15 protein-coding genes and 1 pseudogene are annotated in these 14,483 nt (G+C 68.2%); 6 read left to right on the plus strand and 10 right to left on the minus strand.

Annotated elements, in window-relative coordinates:
- Position 1: 1 nt before the first annotated feature.
- The 4 genes from ACZ466_RS01205 to ACZ466_RS01220 all read right to left on the minus strand — a co-directional run bounded on the left by ACZ466_RS01205 (position 2) and on the right by ACZ466_RS01220 (position 4,342).
- A complete protein-coding gene (locus ACZ466_RS01205) occupies positions 2 to 784 on the minus strand; it encodes an enoyl-CoA hydratase/isomerase family protein (RefSeq protein ID WP_378280922.1) in 783 nt (260 codons plus the stop codon).
- A 15-nt stretch (positions 785 to 799) separates the two neighbouring features.
- A complete protein-coding gene (locus ACZ466_RS01210) occupies positions 800 to 2,554 on the minus strand; it encodes a thiamine pyrophosphate-binding protein (protein ID WP_378280921.1) in 1,755 nt (584 codons plus the stop codon).
- Between the two features lie 67 nt (positions 2,555 to 2,621).
- Positions 2,622 to 3,101, minus strand: a complete 480-nt coding sequence (locus tag ACZ466_RS01215; protein ID WP_378280920.1) for a VOC family protein — start codon at positions 3,099 to 3,101, stop codon at positions 2,622 to 2,624.
- 50 nt (positions 3,102 to 3,151) lie between these two features.
- Positions 3,152 to 4,342 carry a thiolase family protein gene (locus tag ACZ466_RS01220; protein WP_378280919.1) on the minus strand — a complete coding sequence of 397 codons (1,191 nt, stop codon included), beginning with the start codon at positions 4,340 to 4,342 and terminating at the stop codon, positions 3,152 to 3,154.
- A gap of 123 nt (positions 4,343 to 4,465) precedes the next feature.
- Between ACZ466_RS01220 and ACZ466_RS01225 the strand changes: the two genes are divergently transcribed.
- Genes ACZ466_RS01225 through ACZ466_RS01235 form a run of 3 tightly spaced genes read left to right on the plus strand, consistent with a single transcriptional unit; the run spans position 4,466 to position 6,739 of the window.
- Positions 4,466 to 4,951, plus strand: coding sequence for a Zn-ribbon domain-containing OB-fold protein (locus tag ACZ466_RS01225; protein WP_378280918.1), 486 nt, complete (start codon positions 4,466 to 4,468; stop codon positions 4,949 to 4,951).
- A complete protein-coding gene (locus ACZ466_RS01230; RefSeq protein WP_378280917.1) occupies positions 4,944 to 5,867 on the plus strand; it encodes a hypothetical protein in 924 nt (307 codons plus the stop codon). Before ACZ466_RS01225 ends, ACZ466_RS01230 begins: the two co-directional genes overlap by 8 nt.
- Positions 5,864 to 6,739, plus strand: a complete 876-nt coding sequence (locus ACZ466_RS01235; RefSeq protein WP_378280916.1) for an alpha/beta fold hydrolase — start codon at positions 5,864 to 5,866, stop codon at positions 6,737 to 6,739. The genes ACZ466_RS01230 and ACZ466_RS01235 overlap by 4 nt, the downstream gene beginning before the upstream one ends.
- Positions 6,740 to 6,798: 59 nt before the next feature.
- Here ACZ466_RS01235 and ACZ466_RS01240 read toward each other — a convergent pair whose 3' ends face one another.
- Positions 6,799 to 7,554, minus strand: coding sequence for an SDR family oxidoreductase (locus ACZ466_RS01240; protein WP_378280915.1), 756 nt, complete (start codon positions 7,552 to 7,554; stop codon positions 6,799 to 6,801).
- A 51-nt stretch (positions 7,555 to 7,605) separates the two neighbouring features.
- A complete protein-coding gene (locus ACZ466_RS01245; protein ID WP_378280914.1) occupies positions 7,606 to 8,382 on the minus strand; it encodes an SDR family NAD(P)-dependent oxidoreductase in 777 nt (258 codons plus the stop codon).
- Between the two features lie 170 nt (positions 8,383 to 8,552).
- Here ACZ466_RS01245 and ACZ466_RS01250 point away from each other — a divergent pair, with 170 nt between their 5' ends.
- The 3 genes and pseudogenes from ACZ466_RS01250 to ACZ466_RS01260 all read left to right on the plus strand — a co-directional run.
- On the plus strand, positions 8,553 to 10,151 hold the full coding sequence (locus ACZ466_RS01250) for a GMC family oxidoreductase (RefSeq protein WP_378280913.1): 1,599 nt from the start codon (positions 8,553 to 8,555) through the stop codon (positions 10,149 to 10,151).
- A gap of 104 nt (positions 10,152 to 10,255) precedes the next feature.
- A complete protein-coding gene (locus ACZ466_RS01255) occupies positions 10,256 to 11,203 on the plus strand; it encodes an alpha/beta hydrolase (protein ID WP_378280912.1) in 948 nt (315 codons plus the stop codon).
- Between the two features lie 200 nt (positions 11,204 to 11,403).
- Positions 11,404 to 11,649, plus strand: a pseudogene (locus tag ACZ466_RS01260) (transposase); the annotation flags it as partial.
- 314 nt (positions 11,650 to 11,963) lie between these two features.
- Here the strand turns inward: ACZ466_RS01260 and ACZ466_RS01265 are convergent.
- The 4 genes from ACZ466_RS01265 to ACZ466_RS01280 all read right to left on the minus strand — a co-directional run bounded on the left by ACZ466_RS01265 (position 11,964) and on the right by ACZ466_RS01280 (position 14,415).
- Positions 11,964 to 12,284 carry a hypothetical protein gene (locus ACZ466_RS01265; RefSeq protein WP_378280911.1) on the minus strand — a complete coding sequence of 107 codons (321 nt, stop codon included), beginning with the start codon at positions 12,282 to 12,284 and terminating at the stop codon, positions 11,964 to 11,966.
- A gap of 283 nt (positions 12,285 to 12,567) precedes the next feature.
- Positions 12,568 to 13,002 (minus strand): alcohol dehydrogenase catalytic domain-containing protein, encoded by a 435-nt coding sequence (locus tag ACZ466_RS01270; RefSeq protein ID WP_378280910.1) that lies wholly within the window; start codon positions 13,000 to 13,002, stop codon positions 12,568 to 12,570.
- Positions 13,003 to 13,099: 97 nt separating this feature from the next.
- The gene (locus tag ACZ466_RS01275) at positions 13,100 to 13,414 is read right to left on the minus strand and encodes a Dabb family protein (RefSeq protein WP_378280909.1); all 315 of its coding nucleotides are present in this window, start codon (positions 13,412 to 13,414) and stop codon (positions 13,100 to 13,102) included.
- Positions 13,415 to 13,578: 164 nt separating this feature from the next.
- A complete protein-coding gene (locus ACZ466_RS01280; RefSeq protein WP_378280908.1) occupies positions 13,579 to 14,415 on the minus strand; it encodes an SDR family NAD(P)-dependent oxidoreductase in 837 nt (278 codons plus the stop codon).
- Positions 14,416 to 14,483 lie beyond the last annotated feature (68 nt).

The raw sequence follows: 14,483 nt of genomic DNA on the forward strand, positions 1-14,483 counted from the left end.
CTCAGCGCCCCGAGTAGACGGGCTGACGCTTCTCGCGGAACGCCTGCATGGCTTCCCGCGAGTCGTCGGTGGACGTCACCACCGCTTGGTGCGACGAGATGAGATCGAGTGCTGCGCGCAGCTCGTGACGCTGCGCGTCACGCACCGAGCGCTTGATCATCGAGACGGCGATGGGTGGCATCGCCGCCAGGCGCTCAACGTACTCGCGTGCGGCTGCGGGAAGCTCCTCGTCGGCGTGGACGGCGCTGACGAGGCCCATCTCCAGCGCCTCGGCGGCGTTGACGAAGCGGCCGGTCCACAACAGGTCGAGAGCCTTCGCCGTTCCTACGATCCGCGGCAGGTAGTAGCACCCACCGTCACCGGGCACAAGGCCGACGCGGACGTAGCCCTCGGAGAAGCGCGCCGAGGACCCGGCTAGGCGGATGTCACACATGAGGGACATGTCCATCCCGGCACCGACGGCCACGCCGCCCACCGCGGCGACGTACGGCTTCGACAGCGCTTCGGCCGCGAAGGCGACCTGGTGCACGCGCTCGTCGAGCAGACGCTTCTCCGCCAGTGGCGTCCGTTCGCGCTCGGCGAAGGCGTCAAGGTCGACGCCTGCGCAGAACGCGTCCCCGGCACCGGTCAACAGGACGGCGCGTACGACCGGGTCGGCCTGGGCCTCGCGGAGCCGGGCCGCCCACTCGTCGACCATCTCAAGCGTGAAGGCGTTCTTCCGCCCCGGCCGATTGAGGGTGATCGTCGCGACATGGCCGCTGACGTCGTAGAGGAGATCGGTCATCGAGGTCCCTCGCGCTCAGGCCTTGTTCGTGTTGCCGGACATCAACGGCGACACCGTCTTGAGGTAGGTGTGCTCCTTGTCCAGGGCGACCTCCACATCGATGACGTAGGGCTTGTTGGACGCCAGCGCTTCTTCCATCGCCTTCGCGAACTGCTCGGAGTTCGACACGCGCGCCCCCTCGGCACCCATGGCACGAGCGACGGCGCCGAAGTCGTACTCGCCGAGCTCGGCGGTGATGTGGCGCTTGCCGAGGCCGTTGTAGACCCAGCCCAGCACGTTGTTGTTCATGACCACGACGATGATCGGGATGTCCTGCTCCAGGGCGGTCATGATGCCGTTGAGGCTCATACCGAACCCGCCGTCTCCGCAGACCGCCACGGCAGGACGCGACGGGTCGACCAGCTTGGCCGCGAGCGCGGCAGGGATGGCGTACCCCATGCCGCCCACGCCGGCCGACTGGAGGTAGTCGCCCCGACCGGCGCACTGGAAGTAGCGCATCATGAACAGGCGGTTCTCGCCGGCGTCGCAGGTGATCATCGCGTCGTCGGGCAGCGCTTCGTTCAGGACCTTCACCACGCGCTCCGGCAGCATCGGCTCGCGGTCGTCCGTGCTCGATTCGTCATCGAACCAGCCGAACTCCCGGCGGGCCGACTCCACCGCGGCCACCCGCTCGGCCACGACCTCGGCGGACGGCCGCGTGTCGACATCGAGCTCGGCGAGCCGGTCGAGAGTGGCGGCCAGGTCGCCGACGAGGCTCTGGTCCACCGGGTAGGTCCAAGCGGCGTTCTGCGGCTCGATGTCGATCTGGACCATGTCCTGGCGAGTCGGGTCCATCAGGTCGGGCGACTCGTTGGCGGTGTCGGTCGGAGCGAGCTTGGAGCCGAGCACGACCACCAGGTCGGCCGCGGCGATGGTCGCGTTCGCGAGCGGGGTGCCGAACTGGCCCGACACGCCCAGCCCGAGCTCGTGCTTCTCGTTGAAGACCCCCTTGCCGTTGCTCGAGGTGGCCACCGGGGCGCCGTACCGTGCGGCCAGATCGGCCAGCTGGTCGTATGCCTGGCTGATCCGGACACCGTTGCCGGCGACGATGACCGGCTTCGACGCCGCCGCGAACCGTTGTGCGAGCTCAGCGATGCCGGCGTCCGGAGCCGCGGGCTTGTGCTGCTCGACGTAGCGCTGGGTCGGGTAGATCGTCGGCACCGTGGAGGGACCGACCTTGCTCTTCAGGGCCCGGCTGGAGAAGAGGACGGCGACCGGCCCGCGCTCACCGCTGGTGGCGTGCTTGATGGCCAGCTGCACCGTCTGCACGGCCATCGGCCCCTCGGTGACGACCGTCGTCCTCTTCGTGACGCCGTCGAGCGTCGTCTTGGCGTCGAACCCGCCGTACGCGCCGGCACCGGTCTGGTAGTAGCCGTGGTGTGCGAACGGGTGCCCGTCCGAGAGGTCGGCGAGCAGCAGCATCGGCGAACTGGAGAGCTTGGCCTCCAGCGTGCCGAGCAGCGCGTTCGAGATGACCCACGCGCCCTGGCCGTAGACGACACCGGGGCGGCCGGTCAGACGTCCGTACACCTCCGCCATGACGCCGGCCAGCGACTCCTCACGCACCGTCACCGCGCGGATCGTGTCCTTGTGCTCGTTGAGCGCATCGAACAGCATCCAGCTGTCACCGCCGATGATCCCGAAGACCATGTCGACGCCCGCCTCCTCGAGTACGCGGGCGACGGCCTCTCCGACGCGGATGTCGGTGTCGGTGAATCGTTCGGTTGCCATGCTTCCTACTTTCGGTGCAGTCGGTGCCGACGGGCGTCGGAGCGCTGTCGTACCGGTCGGAGGTCGGTCAGGAGTCGGGTCGTGCCCAGCGCTCCAGGGCGGGGCGGGAAGCGACGTCGACGATCTCGATCCAGATCCCGCTGTGCCGGTTGAAGTGGTAGGAGAACTCGCACACCGAGCCGTCGTCGCCGGCGCCGGCGGCCTCCGACGGAAAACCCAGCGCGTCGAGCGCCGCCATCGAGGCCTCGAGGTCGTCGACCCAGAAGCCCACGTGATGGGCCGGTCCCCCACGCATGAAGGTGTAGGCGGTGTCGTCGATGTACTCCACCAACTCGATGTGGTTGCCGACGCCCTTCGAGTACGTGATGACCATGTCTCGGAACTGCGGTCCCGCCGGTGTGTGGATGATCCCGGTGCGCCGAACGACGGGTGCCCACTTCAGAACCATCGCGGTTCCCAGGTCGGCCATCGCCGCATCCAGGTCGTCGACGATGAGGCCGGTGTGGAACGGCTCACCGAGGATGCTCGGCAGAGTGGGGGCTGTCATGTCCTGCATGATGTCACAGTATCTGCGACTTTGTAACGCATCGATTCTCGTTACCGTGTCAGCAGGAGGCATCCGGCGAGTGGTCCTCCGCCTGCCGCCACCACGCCGACTTCGGCGCCGGTGACCTGGCGATCGCCCGCATCGCCGCGCAGTTGCGTGACGACCTCATACAGGTGGCCGAAGGCGTGGAGTCGGCCTCCAGAGAGCTGGCCACCTCCGGTGTTCAGTGGAAGGTCGCCCTCGATGGCGATTCGCTCGCCGCCCTCGATATAGCCGCCGACCTCACCCTTGGGTGCGAACCCGAGGGCCTCGAGCCAGAGCACGGTGAGAATGCTGAAACCGTCATAGAGACCGGCGACGTCGACATCCCCCGGCCGGAGGTCGGTGCGACCCCACAGGTGACGGGCCGCATCGTGCGCGGCCATCGTGGTCAGGTCCGCGCGCTGGTCCCACGAAGGCCGGCCGGTCAGGGCCGTCCCGGCGGCGGCGAACCTGACCGGGTCACGAGGCAGGTCGTCGCGCGTGTCGGCCGCGGAGACGATGATCGCGGTGGAGCCGTCGGCGGGCACATCGCAGTCGTAGAGGCACAGCGGGGTCGCGATGACCGGGGCGTTGAAGTAGTCGTCCATCGTGAGCGGGTCGCGGAACACCGCCCGAGGGTTGAGCCGCGCGTGACGCCGGCCGTTCAGGGCGATCTGCGCCAGCTGCTCCCGTGTCATCCCGTTGTCGTGCATGTAGCGAGTGGCATACGGCGACATCCAGGTCACCGACGAAATCGACCCGTACGGCAGCATCCACTGCTGGTATGCCGGCGCGGTGGACGTGTCCGAAGGCAATGCACTGGCCCTCGAGGCGCCCATCTGCGCACTGGACTCGGTCACCGTGCGGTAGACCAACACGTGCTTGCAGAGCCCCGCATGGACGGCGAGCATCGCCTTGACCACCGCGCCGAGTTGACCGGGGCCCTCAAGCCCAGCGTCGAACCACCGCAACTGCAAGCGCAGCGCATCCTGCACCTGGGGAACGCCAGGGCCGCTGAATCCGTCGGAGACGTAGACCGCGCCGGGCCACGAGCACAGTCCGTCGATGTCGGAGGTCCGCAGGCCGGCGTCGGCGATCGCCCGCAGTAGCGCCTCCAGGGTCAGGTCGAGCTCGCTCCGACCGAGTCGACGCCCTACCTGCGACTGGCCGATGCCCGAGATCACTGAGCTCGACTCGAACGTGGACTGGTGCCGAGTCATGGATCCTCCCGCGTGGTCGATCGCGCGGCCACTGGGGGCACGCTGGTTACACGATGACACAGTTAACATGTCTTTGTAACCTAGCGGTGCACTCGGGCGACCGCCCAGCGCACTCCGAGGCACATGGACGAGAGGCGACCGATCGTGAACGCAGGAACACCCGCCGGTGCCGGATCCCCTCCCCTCCGGCCCCTACCCGCACTGACCCCGGAGACCCGGCCGTTCTTCACCGCCGGCCTGTCGGGCGAGTTGGTGATCACCACCTGTTCCGATTGCGGCCACCTCAGCCACCCACCGCTACCGGTGTGCTCCTCGTGTTCATCACGAGCCGTCGCACCGCGCCCCGTCTCGGGACGCGCCCGGGTGGAGGCGTTCACGATCAACCACTATCCGTGGCATCCCGCGTTTCCCCCGCCCTATGTCGTCGCGATCGTTTCACTCGTCGAGCAGGACGATGTGCGTCTCACGACCAACATCGTCGACTGCGACCCCGCCGCGGTGCACATCGGAATGCGGGTAGCCGTACGGTTCGCGGTCGAGACAGACGATGCGGGCGAGCAGGTCGCGCTTCCCGAGTTCGCCCCCGCCCCGGAGGTCACCGATGTTTGAGCAGCTGGCGTCCGCCGACCTCTTCGTGCACGACTCCCAGAGGGCGTACGACGTCCTGCGCGGACCGCTCGGACTCTTCGAGCCTCGCGGGATCTGGCGCCAGGTCTGGCCGGACTGGGGTTTCGACGCCAGATGGTGCCGGACCAACCTCGACCTGGCCGTGTCGCCGACCCACGTCGAGATCATCGCGCCGCTCGACTCACCCGACCCGTCGATCGGACATCCGCAGATGCGCGCGATGTACGACGCTCAGGGAGGTCGCCTCTACAAGACCCACTCCACGCCGATCGCGGTCGACGACGTCGAGGAGCTGGCGCGCCGGCTCAGCCGAGCCGGCGCGATCTTCCGGCTCGACGAGCCCGAGGGGGAGCTCCCGTTCCCCCGACTGTGGCTCGGGCGTGCCGCTGACCGACCCGGCGACTACGATCCGACCTCCGACGGAGGCCTCTACTTGGAGTTCGTGCCGGCGCTCAACTTCCCGACCAAGGCCGACGACACGAAGCAGCCGCCGGCCGGCCACCCGGTGAAGCGCGTGTCGGCGCGGACGATGATCGTCGACGACATCGACTCGACCTTGACCACGCTCGATCACAATCTCGGCTGGAGTCCCTCCGCCGCGGTCGCCCGGCGCCGTGACGATCGGGTCGCGGTCTTCACCTTCGACCACCCGGGGTCCGCGGCGCTCGAGGTGGTCGAGCCCGGCGAGCGCGGCCCGGCGCGGGAGTATCACCAGGCCTGGGGGTTCGGGCCATATGCCCTGGCCCTCGAGGTCACCGACCGGGCGAGCGCCGTGGCGGCCCTCGTCGAGGGGGGCCTGCTCGAGGATGACCCGGGCACAGACGTGATTCGGCCCGACTACCGACGGACCTTCGGAGTGCAACTCGAGTTTCACGACGGCGAGAGGAGCTCGACATGAGCATCAGCCCGGTGGCCCACCATTGGACCGGTCCCGACGGCAACACTCTCGTCGGCGACGTGTGGGGCCCAGAACACCCGCAGGTCGTGCTGCTGCACGGCGGCGGCCAGACCCGGCGCGCTTGGGGACGCACCGGTGAGCACTTCGCCGAGCGCGGCCTGACCACAGCCGCCATCGACCTACGCGGGCATGGCGAGAGCTCGTGGGACCCGCGGGGTCGATACGCGTTTCCCGACCACGCTCGCGACCTGACCACATTGCGACAGAACGTCTTCGCCCGGCCGGTCATATTGGTCGGCGCCTCTCTAGGTGGCGTGACGAGCCTGAAGTCTGCTCAGGTGGACCCGGACGGCATCGCGGCGGTAGTGCTGGTGGACATCACCCCGACCATGCAGCTGACAGGCGTCGACAAGATCGTCGGCTTCATGCGTTCCAACCCGGACGGGTTCGCCACGCTCGAGGAAGCCGCCTACGCCATCGCGCGCTACCAGCCCCACCGCAAGCGCCACGCGACCCCGGCGGGCCTCCGGCGAAACCTGCGCCACGATCCCGAGACCGACCGGTGGGTCTGGCACTGGGACCCGCGGACCCTCAACTTCGCCAACCCGCCGTGGTACGCCAAGCAGACGCGGGACATGGTCGCCGGCACCCGAGCCCTGGACGCCGCAGGCCGTCCCGTGCAGGTGGTGCGGGGCGAGCTCAGCGACGTGATCCTGCCGTCCGATGTGGACGATTTCCTGGCGCTCGGCGCCCACACCCGCCACGTCACCGTGGTTGGAGCCCGGCACATGGTGGCGGGTGACGCCAACGAGGTGTTCCTCCAGATGATCTTCAAAGCACTGGGCGAGGTCGACCCGCGTCTGGTCGCCTGAGGCAAGGTGGTCGTACGGCATCGCCCGACGTCGTGCCGGGCGGCGCCGTACGACGGCGCCTACAGTCGCGGAGTCGCGCCGCCGTCGATGACCAAGGTCTGGCCGGTGAGCCAAGAGGCGGCGTCGCTGCACAGGAACAGGAGCGGCCCGACCAGGTCCTCGGTCGTCCCGGGTCGCTTGATGAACTGGGCGTCCAGGAGCTGCCGGCGCCGCGCCTCGGTCACCGTGTCCAACATGGCCTCGGTCGCGATCGCGCCGGGCGCGATGCCGTTCACTGTGATGCCGTACTCGCCGAGCTCCTTGGCGAAGCCGCGGATCAGCGACAGCATGGCCAACTTGGTGGTCCCGTAGACGCCGCTTGCCTGGTAGGCCGCAGTCGAGGTCTGCACCACCACTCGACCCCAGCCCGCCTTCCGCATCATCGGCGCGAACGCCTGCGTAGCCAAGAGAGCACCGTCGAGATTGACGCTGAACACCTTGCGCCAGTATGCGACGGACACTGTCAGCTGCGGGTCCTTCCGCAGGTTGTGGAAGATCGCGGCGTTGTTGACGAGGATGTGCGTGGTTCCGTATCGCTGCTCCACCTGCTCTGCCAGTGCGAGGGTGCTCTCCTCACTGCTGACGTCGACCGGAAGTGCGACCGCCTCGCCGCCCTCGGCTGCGATCAGCTCCACGGTGCCGGCGGCACCGTCGGGGTCGATGTCGGCCACGACCACCTGGGCCCCCTCACGCGCAAGACCTCGCGCGTAGTCGCGACCGATGCCTGCCGCAGATCCGGTGACAACCGCAACGCGACCCACGAGCGACTTCGCCACTGCGTTCTCCTCTACTGTTCGTTCGAGACTGGGCTGCCGGGGTCGAACGGCTCAGCGCATGATGAGGCCACCGTCGATCGACAGTGCCTGGCCGTTGACCCATTCGCCGTCGTCCGAGAAGAGGAAGGCGACCGCCGCGGCGATGTCCTCCGGCTTGCCGAGGCGCGTCGAGGGAATCTCCTCCAGCTGCCGTCGCTGGATCTCCTCAGGAAGGGTCCGCAACAGCGCCTCGGTCAGGACGGTGCCAGGCGCGACCGCGTTGCATCGGACGCCCTGGCGGCCACCGACACGAGCGACGTGCCGGGTCAGCGCCTCGACACCGGACTTCGCAGCGCTGTACGACGCCCGCACGGGCTCCGCCATCCACACCGCCGCCGACATCGTGTTGACGATCGACCCGCCACCGCGCTCGATCATCAGCGGCATGGCGTGGCGGATGGTGTACATGTATCCGGTCAGCGTAACGTCGATCGTTCGCGACCAGACCTCGATCGGAAGATCGAGCACGTTGTGCGAGCTGTCCGCCCCGATCGTCGCCGGTGAGAGGTCGGCAGCAACGTTGAACAGGTGGTCCACGCCACCGAACGAGTCGACCGCGAACTTCATCATCCCGACGACGGACTGCTCAGAAGAGAGGTCGACCTGGATCGCCACCGCATCACCTCCTTCCGCAACGATCTGCTCCGCAAGCGCCCGGGCCGCGTCCTCATTGATGTCCGACACGACCACGCGAGCGCCCTCCGAGCTGAGTCGGTGGGCAGTGGCACCACCGATGTTGCCCGGCGCCGCGCCCGCGATGAGCGACACCTTTCCGTCGAGACCTCTCATGGCTCCTACTTTCCTGTTCGTGGCCCCGGGAACGGATCTGCCGGGGCGAGTGGCTGAGTGCGGTTCGTCCCGCCCGAGCCGCTTCCGCGGCGAGGTGACGTGTGCAACACTGACACAAGATTCGCATATAGTGCCAGTGTGACACCGGGTTGAACCGCGAGGAGCATGAGGTGACATCAGAGGAGCCGGGCGACGGATACGACTACGTCGTGGTCGGAGCGGGGTCGGCGGGCAGCGTGGTCGCCGCCCGACTTACGGAGGATCCGTCGGCCAGCGTGCTGCTGGTGGAAGCGGGCGGCGCCGACGACGCCGCAGGGCTCGATGTGCCGATCAATTCGCCCACGTTCCTGGGCACGGACTACGACTGGAACGACATCTCAGAGCCCGAGCCCGGACTCGACGGCCGGCGGATGACGCTGCACCACGGGCGCGTACTCGGAGGCTCCTCGACGATCAACTCGATGATCTTCCTGCGCGGCGCGGCGCTCGACTACGACGAGTGGGCCCGGCAGGGCGCGACAGGGTGGTCGGCCGCGGACGTCCTGCCGTACTTCGCCACGCTGGAGACGAGCTCGCGCGCTGGGCCCGCGCACGGCACCAACGGCCCGATGGTCATCTCTGAGTGCGGTAACCGCAGCGCCCTGAGCGAACGGTTCATTGCCGCAGCGACCCAGGTCGGACACCGGTACAACGACGACCTCAACGATCTGGACGTCGAAGGCGTGGGCTACCCCCAGGTGAGCATGCAGCGCGGGCACCGTTGGAGCACCGCGAGCGGCTATCTCCGGCCCGCCATGGGGCGCCCGAACCTGACGATCGTCACGGGTGCGGTCACCACGGCGGTTCGGTTCGAGTCCGGCAGGGCCATCGGTGTCGACCTGCTGGTCAGCGGCCGCCCACACTTCGTGCGAGCCACCAGCGAGGTCGTTCTCGCCGCTGGCGCGTACTCCACGCCACACCTGCTCCTTCACTCCGGCGTGGGTCCCGCCGCCGACCTTCGCGCACTCGGCATCGCGGTCCAGGCCGACCTCCCGGTCGGCCAGGCACTACAGGACCACCTGCGCGTGGGCATGGTCTTCGCCTCGTCGCTCCCCTCGCTCCCCTCGCAACTGACCGCGGAGGCGTTCGCCGAGTACGAGCGTTCGGGCACCGGCCCCGTGTCCTCCAATGTCGGAGAGACCGCGGGCTTCATCCGCGCGACGACCGGATCGACAGCACCCGACTTCCAGGTGAGCGGGGTTCCGGCAATGGTCGGAGCGATGATCGGACTGGCCAAGGATGGCTTCTCACTGTGCGGCTGGGTCTGCCGACCGAGCAGCCGAGGCTCGGTGAGCCTGCGGAAGACAGATCCATTGCAGCGTCCTGTCATTCGTCACCACTACCTCACCACCGAAGCCGACGAGCACCTCACCGCCGAAGGCATCCGTCGACTGTGGGAGATCCGCGACGCGCCGGCACTGGCCGAGGTACTGGGCGCCGAGCCGATCAGTGCACCGGCATCGCGCACGGACGAGGACATCCTGTCGTTTGTCCGTCGAACGGCGATGACCGCACACCACCCGTGCGGCACCGCCGGCATCGGACGCGTGGTCGGAACCGACCTCAACGTCCTCGGCGTCGAGGGACTTCGGGTCGTTGACGCTTCCGTCATGCCGGCCATCCCCTCCTCGAACATCAACGCGGCCGTGATCATGGTCGCCGAGAAGGGCGCAGACCTGATCAAGGCCGCCGCGACTCCGGCCGTGAAAGCAGCCTCGGTCAGCGTCTGAGATGGCCACCGCCCCGAGGCATCGCCACTAAAAACGGATCGAGAGCACGCATCGCGTTCCGGCGATCGCGCGGCCGACCGACGATCGCAATAGGAAGGGTGCCGATGACTGACGTTCTGCCTGCTTCCGAGTACATGGACGAGGTGCGCGAGATCAACTCCGCCCTCGCGTCCATGCCGCACCCGGACGTCACCACAGAGGAAGGGCTTGCCGCACTACGCGCGGCGAAGTTCTCCCCGGATCTACGACCGACACTGAAGCCGGTCGAGTCGACGTTCGCCGGTCCAGAAGGCCGGCTGCGTGCCCGCATCATCCGTCCCGACGGCCCTATTCGCGCCGTACTGTTGAACATTCACGGCGGAGGGTTCTGCATCGGAGACCCCGCGGATGATGACCTCATCAACGACCTGATCGCTCGCCATGCCCACGTCGCAGTCGTCAGCACCAGTTACCGGCTGGCTCCCGAGAACCCCTTCCCCGCGTGCCTCGAGGACTGCATCGGCGCTGCGCGCTGGCTCCTTGACACGGCCGAGCGATCGTTCGGAACAGACCGCCTGCTAGTCGCCGGCGCGTCCGCCGGCGGTTACCTCGCGGCGCAGGTATTGAACTGGATGAAAGCCGAGAACCACATCGAACGAGTCGTCGCGGCAAGCTTCATGTTCGGGGTGTACGACGTCGGTAGGACTCCGAGCCAGGCCGCCGCCACGGAGGAAACGCTGGTACTGCCCTCGACATGGCTGGATCAGTTCCACAGGAACGCCTTCCCGGGGCTGACCGAGAGTGAGACTCGGAGCGCACGCTACTCACCCCTATACGCGGCCGACCTCTCTGGCATGCCACCAGCGCTCTTCACCGTCGGCGACCTCGATCCACTCGTTGACGACTCGCTCTTCCTCGCTGCTCGGTGGAGGACGGCCGGAAACGAGACCCAGTTGGACGTCTGGTCCGAATGCGTACATGGATTCCTGAACATGTATCCGAAAGTGGGAGCACAGGCGCGAGAGCGCATCGCGGACTGGATCGCGGCCCGACTCGACACTGCCGGCCTGTAGCTTTCCCGGCGCAGTCTCCGTCCAGAGTGACCACCGACGTTTGTGTCGTTTGCACGCCCACTCACAGTGCTTGCCCACCACCTCCGCGAGGTGGCAGGAATTGATCAATGGAATCACCTTGGGCGATCAACGCTTCAGCAAAGCCTGGGCCATGACGAGGCGTTGCATCTGATTGGTGACGTTCGTAGACCTGGGTGATCTTGGCGTCGCGCATCATGCGGGGCGGCGCGGTCGTGCTGTTGCGTTGTGCCGAGAAGACGGGTCTGGCCAGGGCGTTGTCGGCGGCGCTCGCGCCATTGCGCAAGCCGTTGGCCACGCACGGCCCGGGCAAGATCGTGCTCGATCTGGCGGTATCGGCCACGCTGGGCGGGGACTGCCTGGCCGACATCACGATCCTGCGGGAGCAGCCCGCGGTGTTCGGTCTAGTGGCCTCGGATCCGACGGTGTGAGAAGGGCTCCGCCCCCTCCGGGGAGTTCCACGGCAACCACGGCCCCGTTCCCTGGTAGAGGAGCCGCCCGGCCCGCGCAGCAGTTCGTCGTTGGAGGCGAACGAATTCAATGGGCGAGAGGTAGCCCTACAACAGCCGGACCTATCAAGTTCAGCGGCGGGGTTGGGGCGGTCGAGCACCCATCCAGCACCACGTGCGTGCCACCCCGTGTCACCGCCTGTCATCCGGTGCCGGTGCCCCCGAGCGAACATGGTCGGTGCCAGGCGCCGCAAGTGATTGGACCCAGTCATCGAACTCGCAGTTCCAGGCCGTCAGCCGTTGCTGACGATCGCCACCCTGATCGCCACGTTGTCGTTGAACCTGATCCCGATCGCCTGGCTGCATCGGGCGTCCCGCTCGTAGGTGCTTAAGTCGTGGAGCCCATCGCTGGCAACCAAGAGCCGCGCGGCCGTGGCTGGTGTCAAGGCGCTGCCTTCCCGCCCGAACTTAAATTGCTTGTTCCAGACCTCGTAACCGGTGTAGCGAGGGTTCCCCAAGATGGGCCAAGACCGTGTCCGCCCTCCAGCCAGAAGCAGTCCGATGCCGATTCCGGGCCCGGTCATGCTCCGATGGGCACGGTATGCCTTCACCATCCAGACTCCTGGCAATGCGCCGAGCACCGCATCCCGCCATCCGCATCGCAAAGATCCGCTCCACGACCAGCGGCCAGGTCGCGGTGACGGCTACCGTCAGTCGCCGGTCGGCCACCAGTTCGGCGAGGGCCTGGGGAGGTTGTCGCAGGGGCCCGGGCGGCGGCGACCGTGCCGACCACCTGGGCCCGGATCTGCGCTGGAGGCGCCGGGTGCGGGTCGAACAGAGAGCTGGCCAGTCCACCCGGCTTGATAGCGGGGTGGAGGGCGGCCATGCTCGCCGCGCTCACACCGTCGATGACCAGATCGAGATCACCGATCGTGGCAGGGAAGCCGGGGGCGGCGTAGTCCAGGACCTCGTCGGCGCCCAGCCGGCGCACGAAGTCGTGCTTGGCGGGGAGGCGGTGGCGATCACGTGGGCGCCGCGGTGCTTGGCGAGTTGGACGGCGAGGTGGCCGACACCGCCGGCGGCGCCCTGGATCAGCACACGCCGCCCCGCGTGCACCTGGCCGTCGTCGACCACGGCGGTCCAGGCGGTAATGCCGGAGAAGTCGCTGCCCGCGGTGTAGGGCAGCCGGAGGTGTCCGTCCATGTAGCCTTCGCGGACCCGGCGGTCCACAGCTTTGACCGAGGCGGCTTTGACCTGGAGGAGTACCTGCCCGGGACCGGGTACGGGCGGGTGATCTCCCGCAGCGCGAGCTGCTCGGGACCGCCCCAGCATCGATCACGGGGTGTTCGTCCGGATAGGTCATGTCGGAGAGTCCTTGTCGTCGTCGGCGACACCGCGGCCCGATGGGCGGACATACCGGGCTGGTGGGTTACGCGGTGAAGTAGAAGGCGTGGAAGCGGTCGCAGACCCGCTCACTGACCTCGATGGCCTTGAGGTGGATCGGGTGGGGCTGGTAGGCGCGCAGCGCGTCCATCGACTCGAAGGTGACGATCAGTCCGTAGTCGAAGGTGGTGTCCGGACCTTCCCAGTCGGTGCCGGTGCGCGGCCCGACGCTCACGTCCATGACCCCGTCGATGCCGGCCAGCGCCTGCGCCGCCTCGGTCAGGGCGTGCCGGTGGTCGGTGTTGTCCGGCTCTTTGAGCCACCAGAAGTTGACGTGCTTGATGACGGACGAGGTGCTCATGCCCGGTTCCTCCGGTCGGGTAGAAGGTGCGGGGTGGTGGGCCCGATGCTGGAGGCCGGCAGTCCGGCTCTGCGCCGATCGCACACCCGAAGCCGGCCCCACCTTCAACCGGTGAGCCCGGCTCGGGCCGTTTCGGCCTGACGGGCGTGGCGGCGCTGCGGCGCTCAGCCCCAGGCGGACTCGGAGACGCCGCGCCACCTGGCGTCGGACTCGGCCAGGGCCTGGGCGGCCTGGTCCCAGTACTGCAGGGCGTCGCGGCCCAGCAGGATCTGGGTCGGCGCGTCGTCGCGTCCGGCGAGGTCGACGATGATCTCGGCGACCCGGGCCGGGTCGGCGGAGTCGGCGGCGGCGGCCTCGGGGTCGGCGTTGCGGATCATGTCGGCGAAGGTCCCGACGGTCTGCTGGTAGGGCTCGCTGACCGGCGGGACCTTCATCGAGGACCCGGCCCAGTCGGTGCGCATCCCGCCCGGCTGCAGGACGGTGACCTTGACACCGAACGGCGCGACCTCCTGCGCCAGTCCCAGGGAGAAGCCGCCCACGGCCCATTTGGCGCTCTGGTAGGCGGTCAGGCCGGCCGAGGTGATCCGGCCGCCGAGCGAGGACACCTGGAAGATGTGCCCCGAGCCCTGCTCGCGCAGGATCGGCGTCACGGCCTTGCTGACGTGGACGACGCCGTAGAAGTTGGTGTCGATCTGCGCGCGGAAGTCCTCCAGGGTGACGTCCTCGACCGACGCCAGGTCGGCGTAGCCGGCGTTGTTGACCACCACGTCGTAGCGGCCGAACGCCTTCAACCCCTCCTGCACGGTGCGCTGTACCGCGTCGTCGTCGGTGACGTCCAAGGCGAGGGCGCGGATCCGGTCGCCGTAGCGCTCGACCAGGTCGTCGAGCTGGGCGGGCCTGCGGGCGGTGGCGACCACCCGGTCACCGGCCTGCAGGGCCGCGGTGACGATCGCGCGGCCCAGGCCGCGGGAGCTTCCGGTGACAAACCAGACCTTGGACATGTCTTACCTCGGTTCTTTTCGAATCGGCGGTGCGTGGATCACCCACCTGGGCAGCTACCCGGCCACCA

The sequence above is a fragment of the Actinomadura rugatobispora genome, from assembly GCF_055379765.1.